Source organism: Natronotalea proteinilytica (genome assembly GCF_055379935.1).
On the sequence record NZ_AP043947.1, the window covers coordinates 1,284,139 to 1,310,699 of the forward strand.

At 55.7% G+C, this 26,561-nt stretch carries 20 protein-coding genes; 12 read left to right on the top strand and 8 right to left on the bottom strand.

The window, feature by feature from the left end; all coding sequences use genetic code 11:
• Positions 1-88: 88 nt before the first annotated feature.
• Complete coding sequence (locus ACZ5AL_RS05260) at positions 89-535, bottom strand: hypothetical protein (RefSeq protein ID WP_464512650.1); 447 nt, start codon at positions 533-535, stop codon at positions 89-91.
• A gap of 570 nt (positions 536-1,105) precedes the next feature.
• Between ACZ5AL_RS05260 and ACZ5AL_RS05265 the strand changes: the two genes are divergently transcribed.
• From ACZ5AL_RS05265 to ACZ5AL_RS05305, 9 genes are all read left to right on the top strand, one after another.
• Positions 1,106-1,717, top strand: coding sequence for a superoxide dismutase (locus ACZ5AL_RS05265; protein WP_464512651.1), 612 nt, complete (start codon positions 1,106-1,108; stop codon positions 1,715-1,717).
• Positions 1,718-2,134: 417 nt separating this feature from the next.
• The gene (locus ACZ5AL_RS05270; protein WP_464512653.1) at positions 2,135-2,431 is read left to right on the top strand and encodes a monovalent cation/H+ antiporter complex subunit F; all 297 of its coding nucleotides are present in this window, start codon (positions 2,135-2,137) and stop codon (positions 2,429-2,431) included.
• A 19-nt stretch (positions 2,432-2,450) separates the two neighbouring features.
• On the top strand, positions 2,451-2,855 hold the full coding sequence (gene mnhG, locus ACZ5AL_RS05275; RefSeq protein WP_464512654.1) for a monovalent cation/H(+) antiporter subunit G: 405 nt from the start codon (positions 2,451-2,453) through the stop codon (positions 2,853-2,855).
• 55 nt (positions 2,856-2,910) lie between these two features.
• The gene (locus ACZ5AL_RS05280; RefSeq protein WP_464512655.1) at positions 2,911-5,316 is read left to right on the top strand and encodes a putative monovalent cation/H+ antiporter subunit A; all 2,406 of its coding nucleotides are present in this window, start codon (positions 2,911-2,913) and stop codon (positions 5,314-5,316) included.
• A gap of 69 nt (positions 5,317-5,385) precedes the next feature.
• Positions 5,386-5,865, top strand: coding sequence for a Na+/H+ antiporter subunit B (locus ACZ5AL_RS05285; protein ID WP_464512657.1), 480 nt, complete (start codon positions 5,386-5,388; stop codon positions 5,863-5,865).
• Positions 5,866-5,948: 83 nt separating this feature from the next.
• The gene (locus ACZ5AL_RS05290; protein WP_464512658.1) at positions 5,949-6,320 is read left to right on the top strand and encodes an NADH-quinone oxidoreductase subunit K; all 372 of its coding nucleotides are present in this window, start codon (positions 5,949-5,951) and stop codon (positions 6,318-6,320) included.
• A 46-nt stretch (positions 6,321-6,366) separates the two neighbouring features.
• Complete coding sequence (locus ACZ5AL_RS05295) at positions 6,367-7,959, top strand: Na+/H+ antiporter subunit D (RefSeq protein WP_464512659.1); 1,593 nt, start codon at positions 6,367-6,369, stop codon at positions 7,957-7,959.
• Complete coding sequence (locus ACZ5AL_RS05300; RefSeq protein WP_464512661.1) at positions 7,886-8,413, top strand: Na+/H+ antiporter subunit E; 528 nt, start codon at positions 7,886-7,888, stop codon at positions 8,411-8,413. Before ACZ5AL_RS05295 ends, ACZ5AL_RS05300 begins: the two co-directional genes overlap by 74 nt.
• Positions 8,397-9,023: a 4'-phosphopantetheinyl transferase family protein gene (locus tag ACZ5AL_RS05305; protein ID WP_464512662.1), complete on the top strand. Its 627-nt coding sequence runs from the start codon at positions 8,397-8,399 to the stop codon at positions 9,021-9,023. The genes ACZ5AL_RS05300 and ACZ5AL_RS05305 overlap by 17 nt, the downstream gene beginning before the upstream one ends.
• Before the next feature lie 404 nt (positions 9,024-9,427).
• On the opposite strand, the gene ACZ5AL_RS05310 is transcribed toward ACZ5AL_RS05305, so the two are convergent.
• The 6 genes from ACZ5AL_RS05310 to ACZ5AL_RS05335 form a co-directional block, all read right to left on the bottom strand.
• Positions 9,428-9,712, bottom strand: a complete 285-nt coding sequence (locus ACZ5AL_RS05310) for a helix-turn-helix domain-containing protein (protein ID WP_464512663.1) — start codon at positions 9,710-9,712, stop codon at positions 9,428-9,430.
• Between the two features lie 6 nt (positions 9,713-9,718).
• On the bottom strand, positions 9,719-10,144 hold the full coding sequence (locus ACZ5AL_RS05315) for a type II toxin-antitoxin system RelE/ParE family toxin (RefSeq protein ID WP_464512665.1): 426 nt from the start codon (positions 10,142-10,144) through the stop codon (positions 9,719-9,721).
• Positions 10,145-10,434: 290 nt separating this feature from the next.
• The gene (locus ACZ5AL_RS05320; RefSeq protein ID WP_464512666.1) at positions 10,435-12,132 is read right to left on the bottom strand and encodes a GTPase; all 1,698 of its coding nucleotides are present in this window, start codon (positions 12,130-12,132) and stop codon (positions 10,435-10,437) included.
• Between the two features lie 15 nt (positions 12,133-12,147).
• The gene (locus ACZ5AL_RS05325) at positions 12,148-14,277 is read right to left on the bottom strand and encodes a GTPase (RefSeq protein ID WP_464512667.1); all 2,130 of its coding nucleotides are present in this window, start codon (positions 14,275-14,277) and stop codon (positions 12,148-12,150) included.
• 400 nt (positions 14,278-14,677) lie between these two features.
• The gene (locus tag ACZ5AL_RS05330; RefSeq protein ID WP_464512669.1) at positions 14,678-17,356 is read right to left on the bottom strand and encodes a DEAD/DEAH box helicase; all 2,679 of its coding nucleotides are present in this window, start codon (positions 17,354-17,356) and stop codon (positions 14,678-14,680) included.
• Between the two features lie 39 nt (positions 17,357-17,395).
• A complete protein-coding gene (locus ACZ5AL_RS05335; RefSeq protein WP_464512670.1) occupies positions 17,396-19,186 on the bottom strand; it encodes a site-specific DNA-methyltransferase in 1,791 nt (596 codons plus the stop codon).
• A gap of 651 nt (positions 19,187-19,837) precedes the next feature.
• Here ACZ5AL_RS05335 and ACZ5AL_RS05340 point away from each other — a divergent pair.
• The 3 genes from ACZ5AL_RS05340 to ACZ5AL_RS05350 all read left to right on the top strand — a co-directional run bounded on the left by ACZ5AL_RS05340 (position 19,838) and on the right by ACZ5AL_RS05350 (position 23,450).
• Positions 19,838-20,461 (top strand): transposase, encoded by a 624-nt coding sequence (locus tag ACZ5AL_RS05340; protein ID WP_464512671.1) that lies wholly within the window; start codon positions 19,838-19,840, stop codon positions 20,459-20,461.
• Between the two features lie 354 nt (positions 20,462-20,815).
• Complete coding sequence (gene parS, locus ACZ5AL_RS05345; RefSeq protein WP_464512673.1) at positions 20,816-21,253, top strand: type II RES/Xre toxin-antitoxin system antitoxin; 438 nt, start codon at positions 20,816-20,818, stop codon at positions 21,251-21,253.
• A gap of 187 nt (positions 21,254-21,440) precedes the next feature.
• Positions 21,441-23,450: a propionyl-CoA synthetase gene (locus tag ACZ5AL_RS05350; protein WP_464512674.1), complete on the top strand. Its 2,010-nt coding sequence runs from the start codon at positions 21,441-21,443 to the stop codon at positions 23,448-23,450.
• Between the two features lie 495 nt (positions 23,451-23,945).
• On the opposite strand, the gene ACZ5AL_RS05355 is transcribed toward ACZ5AL_RS05350, so the two are convergent.
• Complete coding sequence (locus ACZ5AL_RS05355; RefSeq protein ID WP_464512675.1) at positions 23,946-26,477, bottom strand: TonB-dependent receptor domain-containing protein; 2,532 nt, start codon at positions 26,475-26,477, stop codon at positions 23,946-23,948.
• Positions 26,478-26,561: the final 84 nt, after the last annotated feature.

A 26,561-nucleotide genomic window follows, 5' to 3' on the forward strand; every position in this document is an offset into this window, starting at 1 on the left:
GTTTGGTGGATACGTGGGTTACGTGGCTATACAGCCGCTCCATGCTGAAACGAGGTTACACATCCATTGCAAACTCTGGTGTGTTGTGCTACGCGCCATACTCAGCACGCAGGATATCTATTTCATCCGACGCGTTCGATGCAGGGGTCGTACGCGTACATAAGTTTGTTCGCAAACCGTCCTCACTACCGTGGTATCCATAAATTAGAAAGGATTTGCCTTCCTGAAACTGAGTGTAGCCACACAAAGACGATGATGCTTTTGTAGCTAGATGGCCGCTTCCTCCCTCCACTCCTTTGTAGGCTTCCATGACCGTGAACTCCACCTGCAGATCGCGCGACGGATCGAGGCGCTCTTCTGATGTGGGAGTCCCCGAAAACCATGCCCAGATGCGGTTCATGAAAGACGCGTCGTCCGCTTCGTTCGCGTCGTTAATCGCTGTGATCTCGGCAAGAAACACGGCATCGGACGCTGCGGCAGCCTCAAGCGGAGGAAGGGGCGGCGCACAACTACATGCCGTTGCCTCATGCGGCATGATGGTCAGCATAGTTAACATGCAAACGAAGAAAGCAAGGATGCACCGCATAAAAGAAGACATAACTGTGTGGTGAGCTTTTGGTAGGTAACGAAAACGACAGTGGCTATAATGTGTCTGAAGGTAGGCACTGACATCTCGGAAAGCAAGAAATGATGAAGCGAATCGTGTGGGAGCAGGTAGTGATTGTGTTATAAAGAGCTCCACCGAGATGGGCAGGACCACCCGCTTGTCGTTGTCCCGGCCCCCAACTTGCAGGTGTGGCAGCGCAGTAAGTGCGTTCAACAGTGCTTTTGGGAGGCTTCCATCTCGTTTTACCACTACCCAATGGGGAATGTATTTCACTACTGAAGAGGGCGGGCTTTCTTTGCTGGTCAGCCCCACCCTTTACTTATAACACACGATCTGTGCAGATGTAATGCCCCCGCAACGCCGAAAACAAACAACCAGGGGAACCGTTGGCGCATCGGATCAACCGACATGATCCACGCAGGGCCGCAGCCGTTGTATCGCAAGGCTGCATAAGGGCCTGTGGTTCACCCATTTACACATCAACCTTGGATACCAACTATGGCTTTTTCTCTGCCCGACCTGCCGTACGATTACGATGCGCTCGAACCGGTGATTGACGAGCAAACCATGCGGATCCACCATGGCAAACATCACCAAGGATATACAAACAAGCTGAACGCCGCGCTGGAGGGACACGATGAGTTGAGCGATCACTCTATCGAGGCGCTGCTGCATGGCATTGACAACCTGCCCGCCGACATTCAAACCGCTGTGCGCAACAATGGCGGCGGGTTTGCCAACCACAGCCTGTTCTGGTCTGTGCTCTCGCCCGAAGGCGGCGGCGAACCTACCGGCGCCCTGGCCGATGCGATTGACGATGCGTTCGGCTCGTTTGACGCTTTCAAAGAAGCCTTTTCCGACGCCGCAACCGGCCAGTTTGGTAGTGGATGGGCCTGGCTCGTTGTTACCGAAGACGGTGACCTTGATGTATACGGGACGCCCAACCAAGACAGTCCGTACATGGATGGCGATACCCCCATCCTGGGCCTCGACGTGTGGGAGCATGCCTACTATCTGAATTACCAGAACGAACGGGGCACCTACGTCAGCAAATTCTGGGATATTGTAGACTGGGATGCCGTCAACGAGCGGTATGAAGAGGCAGCCTAAAAGTGCTGTCCGTTATTGCAACGCTTGTGTTACAGGAGAGACCGGCAACAGCTGGTCTCTCCTTTTTTTCGTTGAGTTACCAGTGAAGCCCGCTTCAAATAAGGGAGACCGATGGATCCTTTCCATGCTGCACTGTACAATACGGCGGATTCGGGTTAATCTCCGTTATTTATGATTTGCTACACCTTGATGAGCACATGCGCCACACGCCCCAACGTACCTGCTTGAAAGTAGTGTGCGCGCAGACTTCACGGAGCAAAACAGTATGGTCTTCATATTGAAATCCGTGTGTTCTGGTGCTCTGCAGCGTGCTCTGTACGATATAGTTGTACATTGCGATTATAAACCGCGCCCCTGCAGCTTTACTGCAGACGAATCACGGCTTTTTTCCTGACACATTTTTAAGAACGGAAGGCGATGGAAACGTTCGTAGAATGGTCTATTCACGGCTCAATGGTGGTGTTAAGTATATCGCTACTGTTGGCCTTTTTTCGAGTGATTCGTGGTCCTTCACTTCCCGACCGCGTTGTTGGGCTTGACCTGGTTGCTTACATCGCCATTGCCATGATGCTGGTGTATGCCATTTCCGTAGACAAGCCGCTGTTCTTAGAGGTCTCGCTCGTCTTGGCGCTGATTGCGTTTTTAGGGACAGTTGCGTTCTCGCGCTATCTGGAGTTTGTGAGTAGCACTTCAGCACCGTCGTCTTCTTCGTAAGTCTTAATTCGGCTGCATTATGATTGTCGATCTTTTGTCTGCCGTGTTCTTGCTAGCGGGCACGTTGTTCGTGTTTGTGGCTGCACTTGGCGTGGTACGGTTGCCCGATGTGCCCATGCGTATGCATGCCTCCACCAAGGCCGGTACGCTAGGCGTGATGCTCATCGCCATTGCAATGGTATTTATTTATCCTGAACTGAGCATCTTTGCCCGCGCCCTTGCTCTCGTTCTGTTCATGCTGCTTACTGCTCCCGTGGCCGCCCACATGATGGGGCGCGCCGCCTATCAGTCAGGCGAACGCATGGGGGTCAAACTCTGGGAGGGCACCATCATCGACCAGATCCAAGACCGGAAGCAGGCCGCCGCCAAAGCGACTGCATCCGACGATTCCGCCGCCGATGCGACGTCGAACACCGCGTCCTAGCCGCGTCGCGCCACCGACGTAACTGTCTGTTGCTTCCCTTGATTCACTGCGCTTCATGGGTATTTTTGCCGTTGTCTTTTCCGGATTCCTTCTGGCTTGCTTCACGCCATGGATCACCCGATCGCTTGGGCGCTCCTCAGGATGGGTTTACGCGCTGGTACCGGCCGGAATTGTGGGGTATCTGGCCACCTATACCACGGCCATTCAAGAAGGCGAAACCATATCGGTGGCGCTCGACTGGGTCGAGGTCGCCGAGTTTACGGTCTCTCTTAGTTTCTACCTGGATGGCCTGAGTCTCTTCTTTGCGCTGCTGGTAAGCGGAGTGGGGGCGCTCATCTACATCTATGCGGGCGCCTACCTGGAAGGCCACCACCACCTCGGGCGGTTCTTTAGCTACCTGTCGATGTTCATGGCATCGATGATCGGGATGGTACTGGCCGATAACCTGCTCACCTTCTACATCTTCTTTGAGGGGACGAGCTTCGCCTCGTTCATGCTCATCGGCTTTAACCACTACGCCAAAAAATCGCGCCGCGCGGCATGGCAGGCGCTGCTGGTGACCAAAGCCGGTGGTCTGGCGCTTCTCGTGGGTTTCGTGCTGATGTACATGGTAACGGGCACCTACCAGATCTCCGAGATCATTCAGCATGGCGAGCTGATCCAAAATAGCGAGTTCTACATTGCCATCGTGATCCTGGTGCTGGCTGGCGCCTTTACCAAGTCCGCGCAGTTTCCCTTCTACTTCTGGCTCCCCAACGCCATGAAGGCGCCTACTCCTGTGAGTGCCTACCTGCACTCCGCAACCATGGTAAAGGCCGGTATCTACGTGATGGCCCGCCTGCACCCGGCGCTTTCAGGCACCGAGTTCTGGGTCGTGGTGGTTACCAGCTTTGGCGCAGTAACTATGCTGCTTAGCGCCTGGCTTGCCCTGCAATATACCGACATGAAAGGCATCCTGGCGTATACCACCGTGATGGCGCTGGGCCTCCTCACCATGCTGCTGGGCATCGGCTCCGAAATCGCGCTGAAAGCCTGCATGCTGTTCGTGCTGGTCCATGCGCTCTACAAGGCTACGCTCTTCATGACCACCGGAGCCATCGACCACGGGATCCACGAGCGTAACGTCGATAAGCTAAGCGGCCTCCGCCACAAAATGCCGATTACAGCGGCTGCAGCCGGACTCGCGGCTCTTTCGATGGCGGGTATCCCTCCGTTCTTCGGGTTTATTGGCAAAGAGGTAGTTTACGAAGCTGCACTTAATGGAGGCGTAGCCGAGGCAGCGATCGCGTCGGTTTCCGTCCTGGCGAACATTGCGCTGGTGGCCGGAGCCGGACTTCTTGCCGTGAAGCCCTTCTTTGGCAGCCCCAGCGAAGTAGCCGAACATGCGCACAAAGCCTCAACCGGACTCTGGTTTGGACCGGTCGTACTGGCTGGCTTCTGTGTGCTCCTCGGGCTCTTTCCCAGCTGGTTCGGCGAGCCGTTTCTCGTTCCTGCCGTAGGTGCTGTCATGGGCGAACCGTCGTCGGTCTATCTCGTGCTCTGGCACGGATTTACCATTGAACTGCTGCTCAGTGTTATAACCGTAGCCTCTGGAGTCGCGCTCTACTTTGGCACGAAAGCCATGCGTGAGCACGCTGCTGGGCGCTGGTTCGAGCGGGTGTTTGGTACCGGACTCGACCGCGGATACGACCGCACCATCGATGGGATTCTAAATGTAGCCACGTGGCAAACCCGCATCCTGCAAAACGGCGTACTGCGCTACTACCTTGCAGCCATGCTCGGATTCGCGGCCTTGCTCATTGGAGGCACCTTCCTGCGCTATGCCGCAGGCGACATCGTGGTAGATATCGAAGAGCTTGCCGTGTACGATGTAGCGATCGCTACACTGGTGGTGGGGGGCGCCTCTGCCATCATCTTCTTGCGCTCGCGCCTCGCGGCGGTCGTATCGCTGGGCATTGCCGGAATTGGAATTGCACTGGTGTATCTAACGTACGGCGCTCCCGACCTGGCCAAAACACAGTTCCTGGTTGAAACCCTTACCGTCATCCTCTTTGCACTGGTGCTCATTGAACTGCCCAACCTGAAAGATCGGGTGGTTAGCACCGGTGGGCGTCTGCGCGATGCCATCATTGCTGGATCCGTAGGCGCCACCATCACCGGCATGCTGCTGGTTGCGCTCCAGTTTCCGTTCGATAGCAATATGGCCAACTACTACGCCGCCAACACCTACACCGAGGCAGAAGGGCGCAACATCGTAAACACGATTCTGGTGGACTTCCGCGCCATTGATACCCTGGGCGAAATTGTGGTGCTCATGGTTGCTGGATTTGGCATCTATGCGCTGCTCTCCTACGATAAGGGGGCAAATAACTCGGACGAGGACGATCAGACGCCATCGCCATCTTCTGGAGACGGCGAAATCGAGGAGTCTGAAGCCTCCGTCTCATCCACTGCCAGCTAAATCTGACAGCGTCCAAGAACGCCACGGCCTGAAAGCCCTGCTTCCTCTGCTTTTGACGACGATACCGTTATGCTTCGTTCCTTAATTCTACAGACATCGGTTAAGCTCCTCACGCCGCTGATGCTGCTCTTCTCTGTGTTTCTGCTGCTGCGCGGACACGACGAATCGGGGGGAGGCTTTATCGGAGGGCTTGTGGCTGCGGGCGCCTTTGCGCTGTATGCCGCTGCCTACGGATCGGCGCTCTCCCGCCGCACACTTCGGGTGACTCCGCTTGAACTGATGAGCGTGGGCGTAGGGCTGGCGTTGGCTGCCGGACTGGTGCCGCTGTTCTTCGGCGAACCCATCCTTACCGGGCTCTGGGTGGAGTTCACTCTAGGAGGCGCCGACATCAAAACCGGTACGGTGCTGCTCTTCGACATCGGGGTGTATCTGCTCGTGATTGGTACCGTGCTTACCGTGATTTACGAACTGGATCTGTTTGGCCTGGGGCTGTTCCCGCGCGAGGAGGCCTCGCAAGTGCCCGACGAGTATCGTGATATACTCATGTAGCCACTGCACTGGAGGGGCCTCGTATGATGCCCTTTCCACCCGACCGCCTGTTCATGCCTCTGTAGCCGATCTTACGCGTTCTCATGGAAACCCTAATGGCCTTCGTTGTTGGTGCGCTCTTCGCCATCAGCATCTACCTGATTCTTCGCCGCAACATGGTGCGCCTCATCCTGGGCATCGTGCTGCTCTCCAATGCCGTAAACCTGCTGCTCTTTACAATGGGCCGCATGACCCTGGCCGAGGCAGCCTTCATCCCTGTTGGACAAGAAGTGCCGCCCGAAGGCATTGCCAACCCGCTTTCTCAAGCGCTCATCCTTACCGCCATTGTTATTGGCTTCGGACTGCTGGCGTTTACGCTCGTGTTGGTGTATCGCACCAACCGCGACATCCAGTCGGTCGATTCTGACGTGCTGCGCGAGGAGGAAATTGATCCTAGCGTGCACGGTACGGCGTAACCCGCCGCTGCTCCGTTGTCTTTCCTGAACCCAACGCGACTTGCTCATGGAGACACATTTGCTGCTTGCCCTTCCCATCGTCATTCCGCTGGCGGCGTCGGTCATTGCGCTGCTACTTCGACGCGTGCCGAAGGTGCAACCGTGGGTTAACATCGTCAGCATGACGGCGCTGACGGGGGTGTCCATTGCACTGATGGTAACGGTGAACACCGGCGGGATCCAAGCTACTACGTTTGGCGGCTGGCCATTTCCCTTTGGCATCACACTCGTGGGCGACCATCTGAGCGCTATCATGCTGCTCATATCGTCCATTATGGGACTCTTCCTGGCTATCTACGCCATGGGCGATATGGATGCCGACCGTATCCGCTTCGGCTTCTATCCCTTCATGAACCTGCTCATGGTGGGGATCTCCGGGGCCTTCCTCACAGGCGACATCTTCAACCTGTACGTGTGGTTTGAGGTGCTGCTCATTGCCTCGTTCGTGCTCATGGCGCTGGGCAACCGCCGCGCGCAGCTGACCGCCAACATCAAGTACGTGGCCATTAACCTGGTGTCCTCGCTCATCTTTCTGGGCGGCGTAGGATTCCTGTATGGCCTTACCGGCTCACTGAACATGGCCGAAATTGCTTCGATTCTCTCCGAAATGGAAGGGGCCGAGGGGCTGCTAACCACCATCTCCATGCTGTTTCTGGTTGCCTTTGGAATTAAGGCGGCCATCTTTCCGCTCTTTTACTGGCTCCCGGCCTCGTATCACACGCCCCCGCCCACCATCATGGCGCTCTTTGCGGGGCTGCTCACCAAGGTAGGCGTGTATGCCATGATCCGCGTGTTTACGCTCTTCTTTGCCATTGAAATTGGCGGATACACGCAAACGATCCTGCTTTGGATCGCGGGGCTCACTATGGTGACGGGCGTGCTTGGGGCCGCTGCGCAAAACGACTTCCGCCGCATCCTGTCGTTTCATATCGTGAGCCAGATTGGCTACATGATTATGGGACTGGCTATCTTCACGCCACTGGCGCTTATCGGCTCCATGTACTACGTGGTGCACAACATCCTGGCGAAGTCGAACCTCTTCCTGATCAGCGGCGTCACGAAGCGGCTGCAAGGTACGTTCACGCTCAAAAAGCTCAAAGGCCTCTACGCGCACTATCCCGGCTTAACCATTCTGTTCTTGCTCTCGGCCTTTGCGCTGGCCGGGTTTCCGCCGCTTTCGGGCTTCTGGGGCAAGCTCATTCTGGCGATTGCCGGATTGCAGGCGCAGGAGTACATCATTGTGGGCGTAGCCTTTGCCGTGGGCATCATGACGATGTTCTCGATGACCAAAATCTGGATGTACTCGTTCCTGCCGGGCGGCGGGCCCGACGACGATCAGCCTGCCGATAAGCCCGAATCGGTTCCTGCGCTTCCCTCGAACGTACGCCTGCTGTACGTACCCATTGCACTGGTGGCGGTGCTTATCGTAGGCATCAGCCTGTTTATCGGACCCATCTACGAGGTGGGCAACCAGGCCGCCACCGAACTCATGAACGCCGACCTTTACATCGACGCTGTTTTAGGCCATGAAGAATCTCTTGTTGAACCTGCTGCTGGCGCTGATCTGGATAGCCGTACAGGGGGCGTTCACGCTCAGTAACTTTGCGGTTGGATTTGTGCTGGGATACGCCGTGCTGCGTCTGATGCGCCCGCTCATTGGCGAGTCGGCGTACGACGAACGCGTATGGCATCAGATAAGCCTCATCGGCTTTTTCCTGGTCGAACTCGTAAAGTCGAGCGTACGCGTTGCCGTTGAGGTCCTTACCCCCGGCTATCAGATGAATGCCGGTATTCTGGCCGTCCCGCTCGATGTGCGCTCGGACCTGGGCATCACGCTGTTTGCCAACCTGATTTCACTGACGCCCGGTACGCTGAGCCTCGACGTTTCTGACGACGGCAAGACGTTGTACATCCATGCTATGTACATCGACAAGACGGTGGACGAGGAGATTGCCGACCTCAAGAACAGCTTAGAGCGGCGCATCCTGCTTGCATTGGGACGGGCCGATCAGCCCGATACGCTTTCGGCAACACCCCATGATGATGCAGCATAGCGGGCTCCCTGATGATATCCGGTGGCACTGGGTGGCCCAATACCACGGGCTGCCCGCACTGCTCGCTCCGCATGAGCGGCTACGCTGCCGTTCGTTCGGGAGTGCCGCCCGCCGGGCCAGTTTTGTGGCCGGACGCACAGCCGTAAAGCAGCTTGTTGGCCGTATCTACGCGATGGCTCCCGGGCAGGTAGCTGTCCGGGTGAATGCTGATGATAGCCCTGGGCTTGATCAGCCGGGGTACATCTCACTGGCCCATTCGGGCGACTGGGCCGCTGCGGTCTGGGCGTCCCATCCGATTGGCATTGACGTGGAGCACATCCAGCAGCGCGATCCAGATCTGGTGCATTTCCTCTTTTCCCCCGACGACCAGGCTACGCTGGATACGCTGCCCGGCAACCGATCGGAGCAGCTCGTGCTGGCGTGGACGCTCAAAGAGGCGGTGCTCAAGGCGCGGCGCAGCGGATTCCGATGCTCGCCCAAGGCGATTCAGTTACAGGTGGATGCGGCGGCTGGTAGCGCCCATGCGACCGTCAAGGATACGAACGAACACTGGCACCTCCACTTCGGACGCCGCACCAGCTACTGGTGGGCCGTGGCCTACGCCGTGTAGTGGTGTGTCACACCTGAATGTTATGGTATGGAGTGGACTCGCGTTGAAGCATCTCAACCCAAATGTTCTGTCATGTTGAGCAAGCGAAGGGCCCCCAGGGCCCGAAGCGCGTCGAAACATCTCCTCGGCGCTCAGCAGCTACTGGCAAACCAACAGCCCTCCGCGTCGCGACAAAGTGCGGACGCTCTGCGTCCTTCTGTTTCCGCGTGTTCTCTTTGAAGGAGAACGGGGTGGTTTCTTGTGCGCAGTGTCAGATGAGGTGACGGCGGGCGTTGAGATCCCTCCGCCGGGGGCAGCGAGATAAGGAAGGCTGTCCACGCGACCCTAAGCTGCTGAGCGTCGAACAGGCTGTGGAGGCGTCACAGCACGCTGTGACGTTACGAGACCTTGCGTTCAGCAAACCATCACGCCAGTTCAAGCAAAATCTCTGGACGCCGATCAGCGATCTGGAGGAGCTTCATAGCCGCCCCGTTCGGATCGCGCCGCCCTTGCTCCCAGTTCTGCAGCGTCTTTACGCTCACGCCAAGCACATAGGCAAAGTCTTTCTGCGACAGCCCCATCCGATCGCGAATTGCACGCGGATCGGGCTCATCTACAAACGAGACGCGCATCTCGGTGTCGTCGCCTTGCATGTGCGCTTTCATTTCATTCACGCTGGCGAGGAGGTTCTCAAATCGGTCCGTATCCATGATGAATCACTCGGTTAGACGGGTCTTGATGCGGTTCAACTGTTCCGGCGACAAACTCGCTTGGTCACTCTTGGCGTACAGATCAAGCAGATAGATTCGCTCATCGGAAACAGCGTGGTAGTAAATGATGCGGAACCCTGCGCTCTTTCCTGTTCCTGGTCTTGCCATCCGTATTTTCCGAAGGCCCCCGCTCCCTCGGATCAGCACTCCCTGACTCGGGCGGTCAAGTATCTGGTTCTGAAGTTCTCTGTATTGAGCATCGGAAAGATGCTTCTTGCGCTGTCGCTGGAATACAGAAGACTCTACAAATACCATAGTGTACAGTGCGAAGGCACTAGCAACAAATCCTTGGAGGCCTACGCCATTGGCGTATCTCCGTTCCACGTTTACTTCACATATCTGCTTCTCTCCTACCAGATCCGGTTGCAGCATGGCGGTATTGCTTCTCCACGAGGCACTTGATGCACATCGTCAGTCGTCTTGTGGCCTCGTGTGGATGTGAACGGACATATGAATGGAACGGATAAACGTTATATTCCTCCAACCGTCCACACATCCATACCTCCGTACACCGACGACGCGTGCGGAGTTGGTATCACCCCTCCACCACCGCCTGAATCGGCCCGTAGTTGTTGTCGCGGGCCATGACGAACAGGGCGCCCGCGCAAGGACATGAAACATAACCCAACTCCCAGACAACTGAATGAGGTAGTAGGAATCTACTACTCCTGCAGTTCACCAATGAGTTTGCGTGCTTCTGACCGAAACTCCTTTAATTTTTCGGCGGTCTGATTCTTTTGACCTTGCAACTTCATTAGCTCATCACTGTCATTTTGGAGTGCCTCCAGTGCTGGGTCATGCAACTCGCTGAATACTTTATCCTGTATCTGGTCGTAGCTCTCGGATATCTGCTCAGCAGCTTGGCGATATCCGTTACGTACTGAGTCACTTATCTCCTGCATTTTTTCTTCTTTCTTCTTTGCCGCACGCCAATTCCAAAAATCAAGTGCTGGTCCCAAAAGAGTGCCTAGCTTTCCAGCAAATTTCCCGGCTTTACCAACCTTGTCAGCCATCTTTACAGCTTCCCAGGGCTTGAATTTATATCCAATCCAGTGGCCCACATTCTTGATAACCGCGTGCACATCACTTCCTCCAACGGCTTTTAGACCGGCTTTTCCTGCATCAGCCACAGATCTTGCTCTCAAGAAATTTCCGACATTTCCGATAACATCTCTTGTTGAGTCTGGAAGAGAAACCCTTCTATCCTTAACATCATCTATGCTGATTTCTGTATCATCTACTTCTGTACGGACGCGGATTTCGTGTACCAGACTTGAATTGGCAAGATCACTCAGTTCGTCCTCTAAACGATTGACTTCATTCACGACAAATCGCTCAATTTTCCGGTTTGCCTCACGACACTTGCTTTTAATCTCTCCGGCTGTCAGCATAGCATCGTCTTGTAGATTCTGAACGTCAGCATCTACAGTGACCTTGGATGCTAACTCACGCCCCTTTTTCAATACCGCTGTCTCAACCTCACGTGCTACCTCATCTATTTTCCGTTCAATTTTTGCTCGGCTTTCCCGAATGGCAACTGAGTTTCGGCGGAGATGCTCTTGAATTAGTTGGGTCTCCTCCGAAGTTGCCCCTACTTGCTTCAGAGCATTGTCTACTGTCGTCTCAATGACATTCAGTGAAGCCAAGAGACGTCCGTTCAACTTGCGGTCGCGAATTAGATCGTTTAGCTGCTTAACAAACTCGTCGAAGTGACTCAATTGACGTAGTTCGTCCCCAAACTCTTCATCATTTTGCGCCTCAAGGTACTCCTGTGCATCGATAATAGTAAGGCGAACGTCATTCACAGTTAGAGGCTGGATCACAGGCTTCAGGGATTCGATCCACCCCTGCTCGTTACCACCGGATTCCATCTGTCGTTTATTCAGTGTCAGCATCATTTTACCTGCCCGCTCTCGCTCAATTGCAAGCTCACGAAAGGTTTCTCCAATCAAACTATCGAAGCCACTGATTGTGGAGACAAATACCAAGAGATGGGCACGGTCAATGTATCGAAGAGACATTTCATCATGCTCCGGTCGGTCTGCTTTGATACCAGGTGTGTCGACGATCCTCAATCCTTTCCAATGATACACGTTGGGGCTTGAGGTTGTCACCCCTTGGCCAATTTCGATATCGTCTCGTCCAGTAAGTGCTTTTGTAATAGTAGACTTTCCTGCACTATACTGGCCTACGATTGCTATTGTAAGCGGCTCATCCGTTTCAAGATCAGCTAACTCTGCCAGGCTTGCATCTCGGATGTGACCGTACTGCTCTTCTGGCAATTCATGTAGCACATTCCTCACGCTGTCTACGAGATGTACGATTCTCGATTGGTATTTCGCGTATGTTAGTTCTTTCATAGCATTAGGTGGTCTTTAAAGGTTTCTTTCCTGTTGCCATTCGTCAAATGATACAGAAGCGCCTGATGATGCTTTTACCGTTACGGAAGTTTGGAGAAGACGGCTCGCCAACTCTCCATGAACTTTGCAAGCCCTCTCTGTGGTATTCTTAGTTCCTGCTGAAGAAAGAGTAACATTCCACCCATTTGCTTTCTTACGAATACTCTTAGGGTCAACAGATGCTACTGCTTGCCACACCTGCTCCTGAACGGGAATATCTGCCTGAACGATGTCCACCGACTCTCCAAGTGATTCTGCTAAGGCCGTCTGAATGTGGGATGTGGTTGCGCCTTCCACCAGCAATTTCGCTGCTTGTCCTTGCTTGCGCGCAACACGCTCTACAAAAATGAATTCAGATTCTTCAGTGGCGTGGATACGAATCAGATCGTTCATAAAGACGTTCTGGACGCGCGCCCTTGTCTTCTCGACTTCTCTTTGATACTCCTGCATTTCGTTGAGCGCCTGTTCTTGGGCTCGCAGTACTGAGCGTGCACCTCCCTTTATATTCGTCTTGAATGGCTCTCCAATGTTTTTATCAAACCATCTTACTAACTCCCTCTCAACTTTTTGCTCTTTTTTCTTAATTTTACTTTTGAGACGGCGCTTTGCCTCTGTTCTCTTTTTCCGATGTTTCTTACGATCATCAATATCCAACAACCATTTAATTCCACGTATTGCTGTACCCAAAAGTCTAGTTAATCCCCCAGTCACGATAGCAACAACGTCTAAAATAGCTGCGCCAACATCCATTATTGCTCCAGCGTGTTCGCGTTTCAGGTCGGAGATACTGGTTTCGAACTCAAGATCCAATGCTTTTTCATTGAACTCGCTTTGACGAATGTGTTCTTCGACTTTGTTCTTTGCCTCTGTTGCTATTGGTTGTAGCGACTTCTTAACAGAGGACGCGATATCTAAATTCTGGATTTTCTTCTTGAACTTGTAGTCTGCTTTCTTTTGCCCAGCATATCTATCGATGAAGGTGTCAACTTCACTATATAGTTTGTCTTCAAATATATTCTCGACATGTGAGGTTATACGGGCAATAGAACGATCTTCGAAGTCATCAAACCAGGCTTCTAACTTATCCTGCTCTGATTTATCATGCGAGAGCCTTTTGGATAGAGCATTTACCTGTTCATCAAGTTCACTTTGGAGGTTCCGCAAGGTATGAATGAGTTCATCACGATATGCCTGAATGCGGTAGCTCTTTCCATGAGTGCGTGCAACATCTTTTACCGCATCTAACAGGCTATCAATCCGTGACGCCTCTCTGAGAGCTTCTCTCTGACTAATATTGGTTTCATTCCTGGCCAGATATGCAGCATTTGCATGCACAGGCACGATTCGAGCATTTGAGTGACCCAGGTACTTCTGCGACCGCTCTCGAATCTCTGTAACGTGACCAGCCTGCCCTTTCAGTGAAACCGTATCAGTTTTTTGCTTTAAGAACTTCTTGCGACGCACCGGATGATCCACATCGTGTTTCACATTCAACACAAATAGAACTGGCTTATTGCGGTCGCGAAGCCACAAAAACTGCTCGGACTCACTCACCTGAATACTGTCCGAGATAATCATGAATAGGACGAGGTCTGTCCGGTCGATTGCTTTCCAGGCTGTTGATTCATCGTCAGACCCGTCAAATGCGGCAAGACCTGGGGTGTCGAGTAATTGGATACCCTCCCAGTCATAGTTCGTTACTTCTTGGGTCGTCCGTTGCTCGCCCTGACCGATTGTGCTTCCATCCCCTCCTGTGATTGCCTCTCGCAGGGTGCTCTTTCCAGCATTGGTACGCCCAAAGAGGCAAACGGAGAATGTATCATCACTCCTCTTACGTCTGTCCAAAAAGGTTCGCAAACGCTCAGTCTCCACAAATATCTTTTTTGGTAGTTCGACCCGTATGGACCTCACGGCCTCTAATGACTCTCGGGTTGCGAGTTTTTGTTGACGTATTTGATATTCGAGTTCTATTAAGTTGTCTTCAAGTTTCTTGGCATCAGAAGCAATGCGCCGAGATGTCTTAGATGCATAATTGTGTTCACTTTGGCTGACTCGAGCCAAAATTCTTGACAACTCAGAAAGGGACAGTTTGCTATCGGTACTCATTGATTGTACGGAATTTAGATAGGTTTCGACATTTCGACCTCATTGCGATGGGATTGCTGCAAGTTACTCACAGCCATATTACTGTATCGGATCGTTAGCACAAGAGGATTGCTCTCTACTACCTGGCAGATTTCTCCTCGGGATCAACTTATTCGTTCCGTAAACATCACCCATACGTCCACATGGTCGGCCTTGCCATTGACGACACGTTCTGTAGGAACACCGGGCCAATAACCAATGAGGCACGCAAGATTGTTGAGGATTTGTACATTAAAAGAGGATGTGTCATTATGTAATGTACGGCACAGCGTACGAAGAGACAACCCGCTTTACACAAGAATAAGGACTCAACCGGAAATAGAGGGCCTCACAGATCTAATCGCGGTCTTGGCCTCACTTCTCACCCCTCCACCACTGCCCGAATCGGCCCGTAGTCGTTGTTGCGGGCCATCACGAACAGGCAGTCGCCGCCGGAACGCTCGGCCCAGACCTGGCCGACGTTTTCTTTTTCGGTGGTGTCGTCGCCGCTTTCCAGGTGACTGCCTTTGTACTCGACGACCAGCGTGCGTCCGTCGCGGAGTTGACACACGAAGTCGGGGTAGAACTTGTCGGTGGAGGTCTGGAGCCAGAACGCATGCCGCGGCTTCTGTTCGGGATTGCGTACCCAGTGCTTCATCGCAACATGGCTGTCTAAAAACGAGGCACACTTAGCCTCCTCGCCATTCATGTCGCCCACCGTATCGGGACCGTAGTAGTGCTTGTGGAAGGTGTACGGCCCGTCGTAGAGCGCGCGGTACACATATTCGCCCTGGTACTGAAAGACAACCTCAGGTGACACCGTCACTTGGGGCGCAGTGCCGTTGCCGTACAGTAGCGTCTGAAAAGTCTGCTTGTGGGCTTCGCTGCGGTGCGTGCGGATCCGGTTCTCCACGGCCCGCTTCAACCGGTACTTGTCGCGAATGAGCGCATTGAGTTCGTATCCTTGTTCTTCGATAAGGTGACGCTGAATGAGCCGCTCAAGGTAGGTCGTCGCGTCTTGAGGTGTGATGTCCTGATGCGGAATCGACCGGTCGAGCCAGGCCACGAGGTTCGCCACCGTCCAGTCGCTGTTGTCATCAAGGAGGGCCAACTGCCGTTGGATCGGCCCCATCGAGGCGATGCGGATTTTTCCGTCGTCGTCGGTGTCGATGGTGCCGCGCTGGCCTTCGGGGCGCGTTGGCGTGTAGCCCGGCAGCTTTGGTCTGAAGTCGGAGAGCGACCACGGACGGTCCAAGATGTGCGTTTTCTCGAACACATCGAGCGTGCCGTTGTCCTCAATCGCGAGTTGGGGCACAGCGAAGGGCTCCGCTTCCCGCTCCACGGGTGGTACCGGGCGCTGGCCTTGCTCTTCTCGTATGGTGCGATACGCCGCATCCACCTGATCTTGCGCCTCAGCATCGCCCTCGAAGCAGGTGTTCAGCATCTGGCGATCGGTTTCGTTGAGCGGCCCCTGATACGTGAGCGTCTGCGCATCGGTGTCCACGTCAACCGCGCCCTCGGGCTCGTCCGGGAGGGCGTTTAGGTCGGGCGCTTTGTTGTAGGTGATGGTGACGTTTGCAGTTGGCGCAGCGCGCCCGGCATCCTGCTGGTCGTCGAAAAGCGGCCCGTAGCCGCGGTCGGGGTCCTGCTGCCGTCGTAGACTTTTCCGGACGAGCGTGTCGGCTTCCTGACGCTCAAATCCATTCTGCACAAGTACATCGCGCACGCTGGTCAGCGCTTCCGAAAACTCGTCGTTTGCGCCGAACGCGTATGCTTTGTTGAGCGCCTCGTGCTGTTTGCGCGTTACGTTGGGCATCCGGAGCACGCGGCCCACGATCTGTTCGATAGCCTGATTCGACCGCATGGCCGCCACCGAACAAAGCACATAGGCAAACGGGCAGTCCCACCCCTCGCCCAGCTTCTGCACAGTGATGGCGTATCGGATGGGGCATGAGGGATCCGAAAGGTCGACGCCTTCCAGATCGTTGTGGCTCTTGTACTCGATGGCGATCTGCTCATCGGGAATCTGGAAGTCTTCGCGCAGCGCATTGGCCACCACGTCGGGCGTCAGTGGATCGCTACCTCGGGCCGATTCGGCTTTGATGAGCATGATGGGCCGGATGTACTCGCCGGTGGCGTTGCGTTCTTCTTCGGCGACGGACTCCAGGTGGTCGCGCTGCTCAATGGCAATGCCCAGCAACTCCTTCCACGGCTGCTTCACCGTAAGCTCAATGGGCAGCTTGATCATATCCTCGGCCTTGAGTTCAGCCGCTGACACGCTCGTAAGCACGTTGCTGGGACGCTCATCCAGATCGGGCGTGGCGGTGAACTCGATGATGCACGACGGCGCAAAGCGGCGCAGCGTCTCAAATGAAAGCGGCGTGCGTGCATTGTGGGCTTCATCCACAATCACAATCGGATGCCGCAGCCGCAGCACGTTGGCCAGCGAGCGCTTGGGCGTGCCGTCGTCGAACGCCTCCAGATGATGCGTCTGCTCGGGCGCAAGATCGCTAAAGTGATCCATGAGCGCGCCGGCATCCTCATACACTTTGCGCCCTTCAGTTTCGGTGATCCGAAAGGATTGCATCGTCGCCACAATGACGGTGGTGGCGGTGTCGAGGGTGGCGCGGTTGACTTCCAGCGCATCCGATACACTCATTACGCGCACCGACGGAGCGTGCTGCTCCAGCGCACGGCGGTACGGATGCCCCGGTGTCTGCAGCGCCTCGATAGTCTGCTCCAGAATCGTGCTCGTGGGCACGAGCCAGAGCACCACCGACCGGTCGACCCCGAGCAGGTCGTTGGTGGCGGTGCCCACGGCGTGCGCGGCCACGTACGTTTTGCCGCCGCCTGTTGGAATACGGATGCACACGTACGGCATCCCCTCAAAACCGGACACCGGCTGGTACGGCACCCGCTTGCCCAGCGTGCGCCCGGTAATCTCGTAGTAGGCGCTATCAGCCGGGTGATCGCTGTTAGCATCTTCCAGGTCGTTGACGAGTCGAAAGTAGTCGCGCAGATCGGTAAGAGCTTGCTGCTGGTAGTCTTTAAGCTGAAACATGGGCTGGGGGGATGCGGAGGTGGAGCGGCGAGGTGCGGGCTATGCTGCACGGACGTCATACGGGATCTGCCGAAAGATGACGCCGTGTTGGTTGCAGGCGGTTTCGCTGACCCGGCAGGCTACGCCGTACACGATTTTGGGACCGGATGTGCCGTTTGTGGGCAGGTCGTTCAGCACGCTGCGGGTGAGCACGTTGCCGCCTTCGGGACGCGCATCGCCCAGTACGCCGTTGTACAGCAGGTAGATGGCCATGCCATCGTGCTGGCTTACGAGCGGTGGATTCATGTCAGCATCGGTGGGAAGCGGGGCACCGGTTTCGGCATAATGGATGTGCCGCGCCAGGTCGTCGTACGCTACGTCGCGGCGGACCGTGCCGTTGGCGTCCATCAGAACCGGGCCCAGCGTGGCGTAGCGCATCCCGCTGCCGAGTCCGTCTTTGCGGTCGGTGACTTTCGTTTCGCCGGTAAGCGTGAACACGCCGTCATCCATCGAGCGCCGGATTTTATCGAAGTCGTCGTCATGCTTCTGTTTGATGGCTTCGCTTTCTTCGTAGATCTCGGCCCCTTTTTTCATATCGCGCACGCCAATCGAGCGCTCCATGAGCGTGGTCTTTTCGGTGCCTTCGTAAGCGTAGCCCTCGGTGGCTCGCTTCAGGCGCTGCAAGGTGACGTTCTCGGCGACGTCTTCTTCCAACTCCACCAGGATGAACCGGCGGTCGTAGCCATCGGCAGCGTTTTTCTTGAGGACCGCGTGCCCGGTCGTGCCCGTCCCCGCAAAGCTATCCAGCACCAGATCGCCCGGATCGGTCGCAATCTCCAGAATGCGTTCGATGAGACGGGTGGGCTTGGGTGTCACAAACACATCGCCCGAGGAATCGAAGTCGCAGATCTCAACCAACTCTTTCTTCGCTTCTTGCGTATGGCCTACCTCGTCGTACGTCCACAGGGTTTGCGGGACAAGGCCACTCTTCACATCTTTCAAGAATCGCTTTAGACGAGGCACATTACCCCCGTCTTCTCCCCACCAGATCTGGTTATCGGCATCCAACTTTTGGAGCTTCTCTTTCGAGATTCGCCAGTAAGTTCCCGTAGGTGGGCCGTCGATTACCCTTCCAGATGGCGTTTCGACCGGATAGACTCCTTTGCTGTAAGGATTGCGAGCCAGGAGGTTATCAGAGGCCCACGGCCCACGCGGATCGTCATCAGGATTGCTGTATCGATCATCCTGCTCAGCACTACGCGGCAGCAGATTGCGATCCCAGTTCTCTTTATCCTTCGCGTAGACAAGAATATAATCGTGATCGGAGGAAAAATACCTGGCGGAGTTCTTCGGCGCAAAGTTTTTCTGCCAGATCACCGTATCCACAAAGTTCTTCCGACCAAAGATCTCATCGAGGAGGGCGCGGGCGTGGTGTACCTCATTGTCGTCGATACTCATCCAGAACGAGCCGTCGGTGGCCAGCAGTTCATGCAGGAGCATGACGCGTGGATACATCATGCAGAGCCACTTGTCGTGGCGCGAGAGGTCTTCGGCCTCCTTGCCCACGGTTTCGCCGAGCCAGCGGCGCATCTGCGGGCTGTTCACGTTGTCGTTGTAGGCCCAGCCCTCGTTGCCCGTGTTGTACGGCGGATCGATGTAGACACACTTCACCTGTCCGGCGTAGTACGGAAGCAGCGCCTTCAGCGCCACCAGGTTATCGCCCTGCACGAGCAGGTTATCGGCATCGGGGGCGCCCACCGCGCGGGCGGCGTTTTCGCGCAGCAGCCGAAACGGCACCTCCTGATGATGGCTACGAACAGCGTCTTTGCCAATCCAATTGAGCGCGGGCATAGCGGTTGGATGTGCGGGGGTATTGTGCGTGTGGAATCATGTAACATACCGAGCGCCCATGCTTGCATCAACCGCACACAAAGACCATGCATGATTTTCTAATGGCTCAAACGAAAGACCTGACAGGTCTCCGAGACCTGTCAGGTCTAAATTGTAATGCTGCCGTGGTACCGTCCGTTCACTTCCATCGCTTTCTTTCAAGCCTCACCCACCTGTTAAGGCGGGTGCTATGAACTTTCGTACAACGGATGGCAATGCGGTCTTGCTCTTTCAATCCTCACCCTCCCGTTAAGGAGGGTGCTATGGTACCTGCTGTAACATCCTGGTTTTACAGCGTATTTCAGGGCCGTTTTCGCGAACCCCCGCCGGTTTTCGCACTGATAGGGGGTCGCGATTGCTCTTTTTGGGTTGCTTGGTATAGCTTGCACGAGAACATCCCACGGCAGATCCGTGCGAGAACACCGTTCACTCACGCCGCAATAGATCATGTGGGCTTGCTCTACCAATGGTTGGTTTCAAACGCAAGACCTGACAGGTTTCAAAAACCTGTCAGGTCTAATCTGCGAATTCGGCCTTGCTTGGATCTGAACGCTGCCGGGCGGGGTAATTGTTGTGGCAACACATCACATTACCCAGGATCGCTCTTTCGTCATGTCCACGCAGATGCCACTACAGCCCGGGCTGTTCTACCATGTCTACAACCGGGGGATTAACGGAGCCAACATCTTTCGGGAAGCGCGCAACTACCGCTATTTTCTGGAGCGGTACGCCCACCATGTTATGCCCGTCGCCAAAACGTACGCCTACTGCCTGATGCCCAACCATTTTCATCTGTTGGTTGCTATGCGATCGGCGAGTCTGCAGGGGGGCCACGCGTCCGAGCCCCTTCCCTTTCATCGCTGCTCGCAGGCCTTTGCCAACCTCTTCAATGGATACGCTAAGGCCATCAACAAGGCGTACGGGCGCACCGGCAGCCTCTTCGAACGGGCGTTTCACCGCATCGCCGTTGACAGCGACCGCTATTTCCAGCAGCTTGTCTGCTACATCCATCAAAACCCAGCGCGCCACGGCTTCGTGGCCGACTTTCGCACATGGCCGCACTCCTCGTATGCTGCCCTTCAAAGCGAAGCCCCCACGCACCTTGAGCGCGAATTCGTACTGGAGCACTTCGGTGGACGCAACGCCGTTCGCCAGGCGCATCGTGTAAATGCCGACATGCCCGATGCGCTTACCGACCTTTCGTTCGAGGCGAAGGTGGATAAAGACAGTTTATAACAAAAAAACCTGACAGGTCTCCAAGACCTGTCAGGTTTAATCCTCTCGGAGCTAGAATGCGGCTCCGTAGATCAACCTGTAGCTGCGTAACGAGACTATCTTCATTTCTTTGACCTCCACATCCAACAGCTTTGGTTCTATTCGTTGACAACGACATCGTCCTCAAGTTGGCTGCCTGGGACCTGTGGAGATCGTTGCGGGCCGCATTTGAACCTCCTTCGGTGGATATCGGGGTATTAGCCCTCCGCCTAACAACGACGCATGCGGAGTTGGTATCAGGTCTTGCTAACAAAGAGGAACCATACCAGTATTAAGCATCGTGGTAGCGCCACTCGGCACGCACTCCCTTGCCAAATGGCTGACACAATCATGTCGCGCACTCCGCTCCCTTCAGCCGCAGAACAGGCTACAGCTCCCGATGCCTCTCCGATGGAGGCGATCGCGCTCATTCGGGAGGGCGTGCCGTCGGAGGTTCTCACGCATATCAAGCAGGCGCTGGATCTTACGGATGCCGAGCTTGCGCGCGTCGTGCGTATTCCAAAGCGTACGCTAACGCGCCGCAAGAAGGACGGGGTGCTGCGTCCCGATGAGTCGGAACGGGCGCTGCGGATTCTTCGGCTGGTGCGTCATGCCAAGGCGGTGTTTGGCACGACCGAGGATGCCCGTGCGTGGATGCACGCGCCCAACATGGCTCTGGGCGATGAACCGCCGCTTCAGTTTGCGGATACCGAGCCCGGCGCCCGGCGCGTCGATCAGCTGCTCGGACAGATCGAGCACGGTGTGGCACTGTAGCGCATTGCTTGCTCTCTTGCATATCTCTGCCGCGTTTGACGTATCGTTACCTGTTGTGACTGAATCGATTACCGCATGGCACATCACGCAGGCCCAATATCAGGATACGGCCTTCAGCGGGGCCGGCGGTCTGGTGGGCGATGGGAACGGGACTTGACAGTACAAGATCAATTTCGTAGAATCTGATGTGCAAATCTTCGCGCTATCGTGCAGTGAAAGCGGTTCCAGCAAAGACGCACACCGGGTTCCACTCCATCTCAACCAAGGCAAGAGGCAAACCATGGCCAATACGTACGAGGAAGTCTATCAGCACTCGATTGAGGACCCTGAGGGATTCTGGAGCGAGGTCGCAGAGGATGTGCACTGGCACAAGAAGTGGGATCAGGTGCTCGACACGTCTGATGCGCCGTTCTACCGCTGGTTTGTCGGCGGTAAACTCAACACCTGCTACAACGCGCTGGATCTGCACGTAGACCGGGGGCGCGGCGACACGGTCGCGCTGATTTACGATAGCCCCGTCACCGCCACCATCAAAAAATACACGTACGCCGAGCTGCGCGATGAGGTGGCCCGGTTTGCGGGTGTGCTTGCCGAGCAAGGCGTGGGTAAGGGCGACCGGGTGGTCATCTACATGCCGATGATTCCCGAGGCGGCCATTGCTATGCTGGCCTGTGCGCGTATCGGAGCCGTGCACTCGGTGGTATTTGGCGGGTTCGCGGCCAAGGAGCTGGCCACGCGCATCGACGACGCTAACCCGAAAGCCATTGTGTCTGCGTCATGCGGGATTGAAGGCTCGCGCATCATCGAGTACAAGCCGCTCCTCGACAAAGCCATTACGCTGTCTGAGGTCGAACCGGAGACCTGCATCATCTTCCAGCGTCCGCAGGAGACGGCCTCGCTCGTTGCGGGCCGCGACCACGAGTGGCGTGCGCTGATGGCGGAGGCCGCTCCTGTAGGCTGCGTGCCCGTAGCCGCCACCGATCCGCTTTACATTCTCTACACCTCGGGCACAACCGGAAAGCCCAAGGGCGTGGTGCGCGACAACGGCGGGCATGCGGTGGCGCTAAAGTGGACCATGAAGGCGATCTACGACATCAACGAGGACGATGTCTGGTGGGCGGCCTCGGACGTAGGCTGGGTGGTAGGGCACTCGTACATCGTATATGCGCCGCTCTTTAAGGGATGCACCACTGTGCTCTTTGAAGGGAAGCCGGTAGGCACCCCCGATGCGGGCGTGTTCTGGCGCGTGATCTCGGAGCACAACGTAAAGTGTATGTTCACCGCCCCCACTGCCTATCGCGCCATCAAGCGGGAGGATCCGAAAGGGAGTCTGATCAACGACTACGACATCTCTAATTTCGAGATTCTCTTCCTGGCAGGCGAGCGCTCCGATCCGGATACCATTCAGTGGTCTGAGAACAACCTGGGCGTTCCCGTCATCGATCACTGGTGGCAGACCGAAACCGGCTGGGCCATCGCTGCCAACTGTATGGGATTGCATCACTTCCCGGTTAAGTACGGGTCGGCCACCAAAGCGGCACCGGGGTGGGATGTGCGGGTTATGGGTCCCAACGGCACGCCGAGAGGGCCTGGTGAAATTGGTGACCTTGTCGCCAAACTTCCACTTCCTCCCGGCACGCTCAGCACGCTGTACAACGCCGAATCCCGCTACAAGGAGGCCTATCTGCAGGAGTTTCCGGGTTACTACAAAACGGCTGATGCGGGCTACATCGATGCGGATGGCTACATCCATGTGATGGCGCGTACGGACGACATCATCAACGTGGCCGGGCACCGCCTGTCTACGGGTGCGATGGAAGAAGTGTTGGCCGACCATCCAGACGTAGCCGAATGCGCGGTGCTCGGTGTTGCAGATAGGCTGAAGGGTGAGGTGCCCGTTGGCTTTCTGGTGCTCAACGCGGGAGTTGACCGCGACCCGCAGGAGGTGGTCGAGGAGGTGATTCAGATGGTGCGCGACCGTATTGGTCCGATTGCCTCGTTTAAGAAGGCGACCGTCGTTAAGCGGCTGCCCAAAACGCGATCTGGGAAGACGCTGCGCGGCACCATCCGAAAGATCGCGAACAAACAGCCGTACAACGTTCCTGCAACCATCGACGACCCGAGCATTCTCGACGAGATGGCCAATGCGCTCGAAGAGATCGGCCTAGCCAAGGGCCGCGACGAGGAGGCTTCCTGATTTAGGAGCGCTGTTCGCGTGTTCATCCGCCGCTCGATCGATCAGCGCCTGCTGAGCGTCGGGGAGATGGTTCCACCGAATGCCATTCGGCGGCTACATGGGCCTCCTCCGTCGGCCTTCGCTCACAGCGCCACGTCGGTCGCAGGCTCCCTCCTCGCGATGACAATTTCGAACCCTAACATTCAACCGTGACAGAGTACTTTGGACTGTCACACCTGAATTTTCAGGAAACGCTTGAGCTATCAACACCCATAGTCATCTCGGCCAAGGCGCTCACAGCGCCCCAGAGCCGGGATCTCCCCTGACAACGCAGCTTGAATCATTGACCTCGCACAACCTGAACTCTGACGTGTGACACAGCACCATATCGCTTACTCATGTGGGCCATGGTTGAGTAAATCAGCCCCCAACAAAAAATAGCCCCTCCGTTGGTTGCCGGAGGGGCTACGCGTTGCGCGGTGTATAGAAAGACAGAGGGAGTCCTACAAGATTGCGTTAGAAGGACGTCTTCACACCCACAAGGAAGGTGCGGGGCATGCCCGGACGAAGGCCAGCTGTGCGACGTGCTACCGCGTACTCGTTGTCGGCCAGGTTGCGCACGCTGCCAAAGATGCTGGCGTTCGACGACAGTGCATACTCGGCCGACACGTCCATGATGAAGTGGCTCTCGATGCGCTCATTTGGAGCCGGCGATCCAGTGCCTGCTACAGTGCGCACTTCGTCAACGAACCGTCCGGTAAGGCGCAAGTCCAGGCCGCGCAGGTCTTCAACGCCAATGTTGGCCGCCAACTGATGCGCGGGCAGGTACGGCAGCGTAAAGCCGTCCTCGACCTCGCCCCAGGCCCCAAAGTCGCTATCGAATGTGTTCTGAAATTCCGCATTATTGTAGGTGTAGGTCACTTCAAGCGGAATGGAGAAGGAGGTGTTTAGCGCCATGCCTAGATTGTAGGCGCCGGTAAACTCAAGGCCAAAGACCCGTGCTTCGCCTCCATTAAACGTATCTCCCGAAGGATCGCCGCCGATTGCAGCCAGGTCGCGTCCGAGTAGATTGGTGTAGTCGTTGTAGAAACCCACCAATTCAGCACGTAGTCCCTGGGCGTCGTAGCGCGTCCCAAGTTCGTAGTTGATGCTATTTTCGGGCTCGGCCTCGGGGTTTGTTCCAGGCACAGCGAATCCGCGGTGTACTCCTGCAAAGGCCGACCATGCCGGGTTCAGGTCGTAGTCTACACCAATTCCGGGAATCAGTACCGTGACGTTGTTTTCTTCGACGTTCGTGGGGCTGGCGGTGCGTGCACGCCCTTCTTCCGTATCGGTAGCCCATTCGGTGCGCGTAAGCGTCATGTCCTCTACGCGCAAGCCAGGGGTCACCTGAAGCGGACCACGTTCAAGGGCGTACTCAACGTATCCGACCCAGGTCGTGGCGTCTTGAATCCGGTTGCTTTCTTCGCCGGGGATGCCTTCGCGTTGCAACTCCATCACGCCGCGATCGGCCATGCGGAAGTCATCTTCCCATTGAAAGCGGTTGATTTCATCTTCGTGATAGCGTCCGCCAACTTCAACATTGTGCGTAAAGCCGGCTGCGTCGAAGTTTACTCCGATAGCCGTTTGAACCCCCATCGTATAGTACTCGCGGTTGTTGTTTTTCACCAACAGAGCTCCTCCTGTTTGTTGGCCGCGTGTAATGCGCAGTTCGTCCTCATACTCATTTGGATTGGCTAGAATGCTGCTTATTCCAACGCCGTTTACCGAATCCAGCTTGTACCAATTGCGCTGAAAGTCGGTGCGGTACAGCGTGGTGGTGATATCGAGGCCCGACGTTGGTTGAATGACGTGCTGTGCCTGTAGTCGTTGATGGTCGGTGTCGATTACATCTAATTGCGACCCTGCGTAGCGCATGAACGGAGACGAAGCAAAGTCGGCATCCGTGAGTCCCAGATACGTTTCGTTCGACGTTTCAACCGTTGTTGATGCGGTTAATGTAAGCGATTGCGGGATGCGGGCGCCTTCGCTGGTGTTCACCCGTGCCTTGGCCAGATAGTCTTGCTTATTGAAGCCGGTGTTGAAGTCAAGTCCCGCGTTTGCATTTGCAAATCCATCAATCGACTTAAATCCATCGGCTTGTGACTGGAACGTTTCTACGACAAAGCCAAAATTTTCAAAGGAGTCGCCGGCATAGGCGTGGAGCTGGCGTTCTTGGTCACTCCCGGCCATCGCATTTACGCGGCCACTGAACTCTTCGGAGATCGGGGTCGAGATGAAGTTAAGCGCTCCGCCTGTGGTGTAAGGGCCCGTTTTGATTTGGCTAGACCCTTTTCGGATTTCCACAGCGTGGGCGCGTCCCATGGTGGGGAAGTAGTATGCGGCGGGGGCAGAGTATGGAGCAGGAGCAGCGAGCACACCATCTTCCATGACAGTGATTTTCGATGTCCGCGAGGTGCCCGTCCCACGCATCCCGATGTTTGGACGCAGTCCGTATCCCTCTTCCTCGGTTGTGTACACCCCGGGGACGCCATCAAGCAGACGATGGATGTCGGTGTATTCGTGGACGCTAAGCTCTTGCGGGCCAATGTATTGAGCTGATCCTGGAATGTTGTCAATACGTTGCAAGCCTCCGGTGAGCGAGGTGCGTCGTACGAGTATTTCAGACAAGCCAACAGCCGACTCCGTCAGCGTAAAGGTGCGCGTTTCGGTTTGGCCCGCCTCTAACGTTACAGTATCTGTGATGGGCTCAAACCCAACGACAGATACTTCAATCGTATACGTGCCGGGGGCTATCTGAAGCTGAAAGGCTCCGTCGGCGTTGGTCGCTGTGCCTTGGGTACGATCGTCGTCTTCAGACAGAGCAACGACGTTGGCGCCAGTAAGGGGCGTTCCATCTTCGGCCTCTACAGTGCCTTCAAGAACGGTGTTAGATTGGGCATACGCGGAAAAGCCCGAACTGCCGACCCCAGCCCATCCGATCACCAATGCTATGGTGACAGCAAGGGCTTTCCACGCGTATAGGGGAGTGTGTCTCTGAAGTCTCATGGGGAACCAAGTGATAAAACGAAAACAACGTAGGTAATTAGGTGAGAACGTGGTGAGCGCGGGGTGGGACTGCTCACATCATTG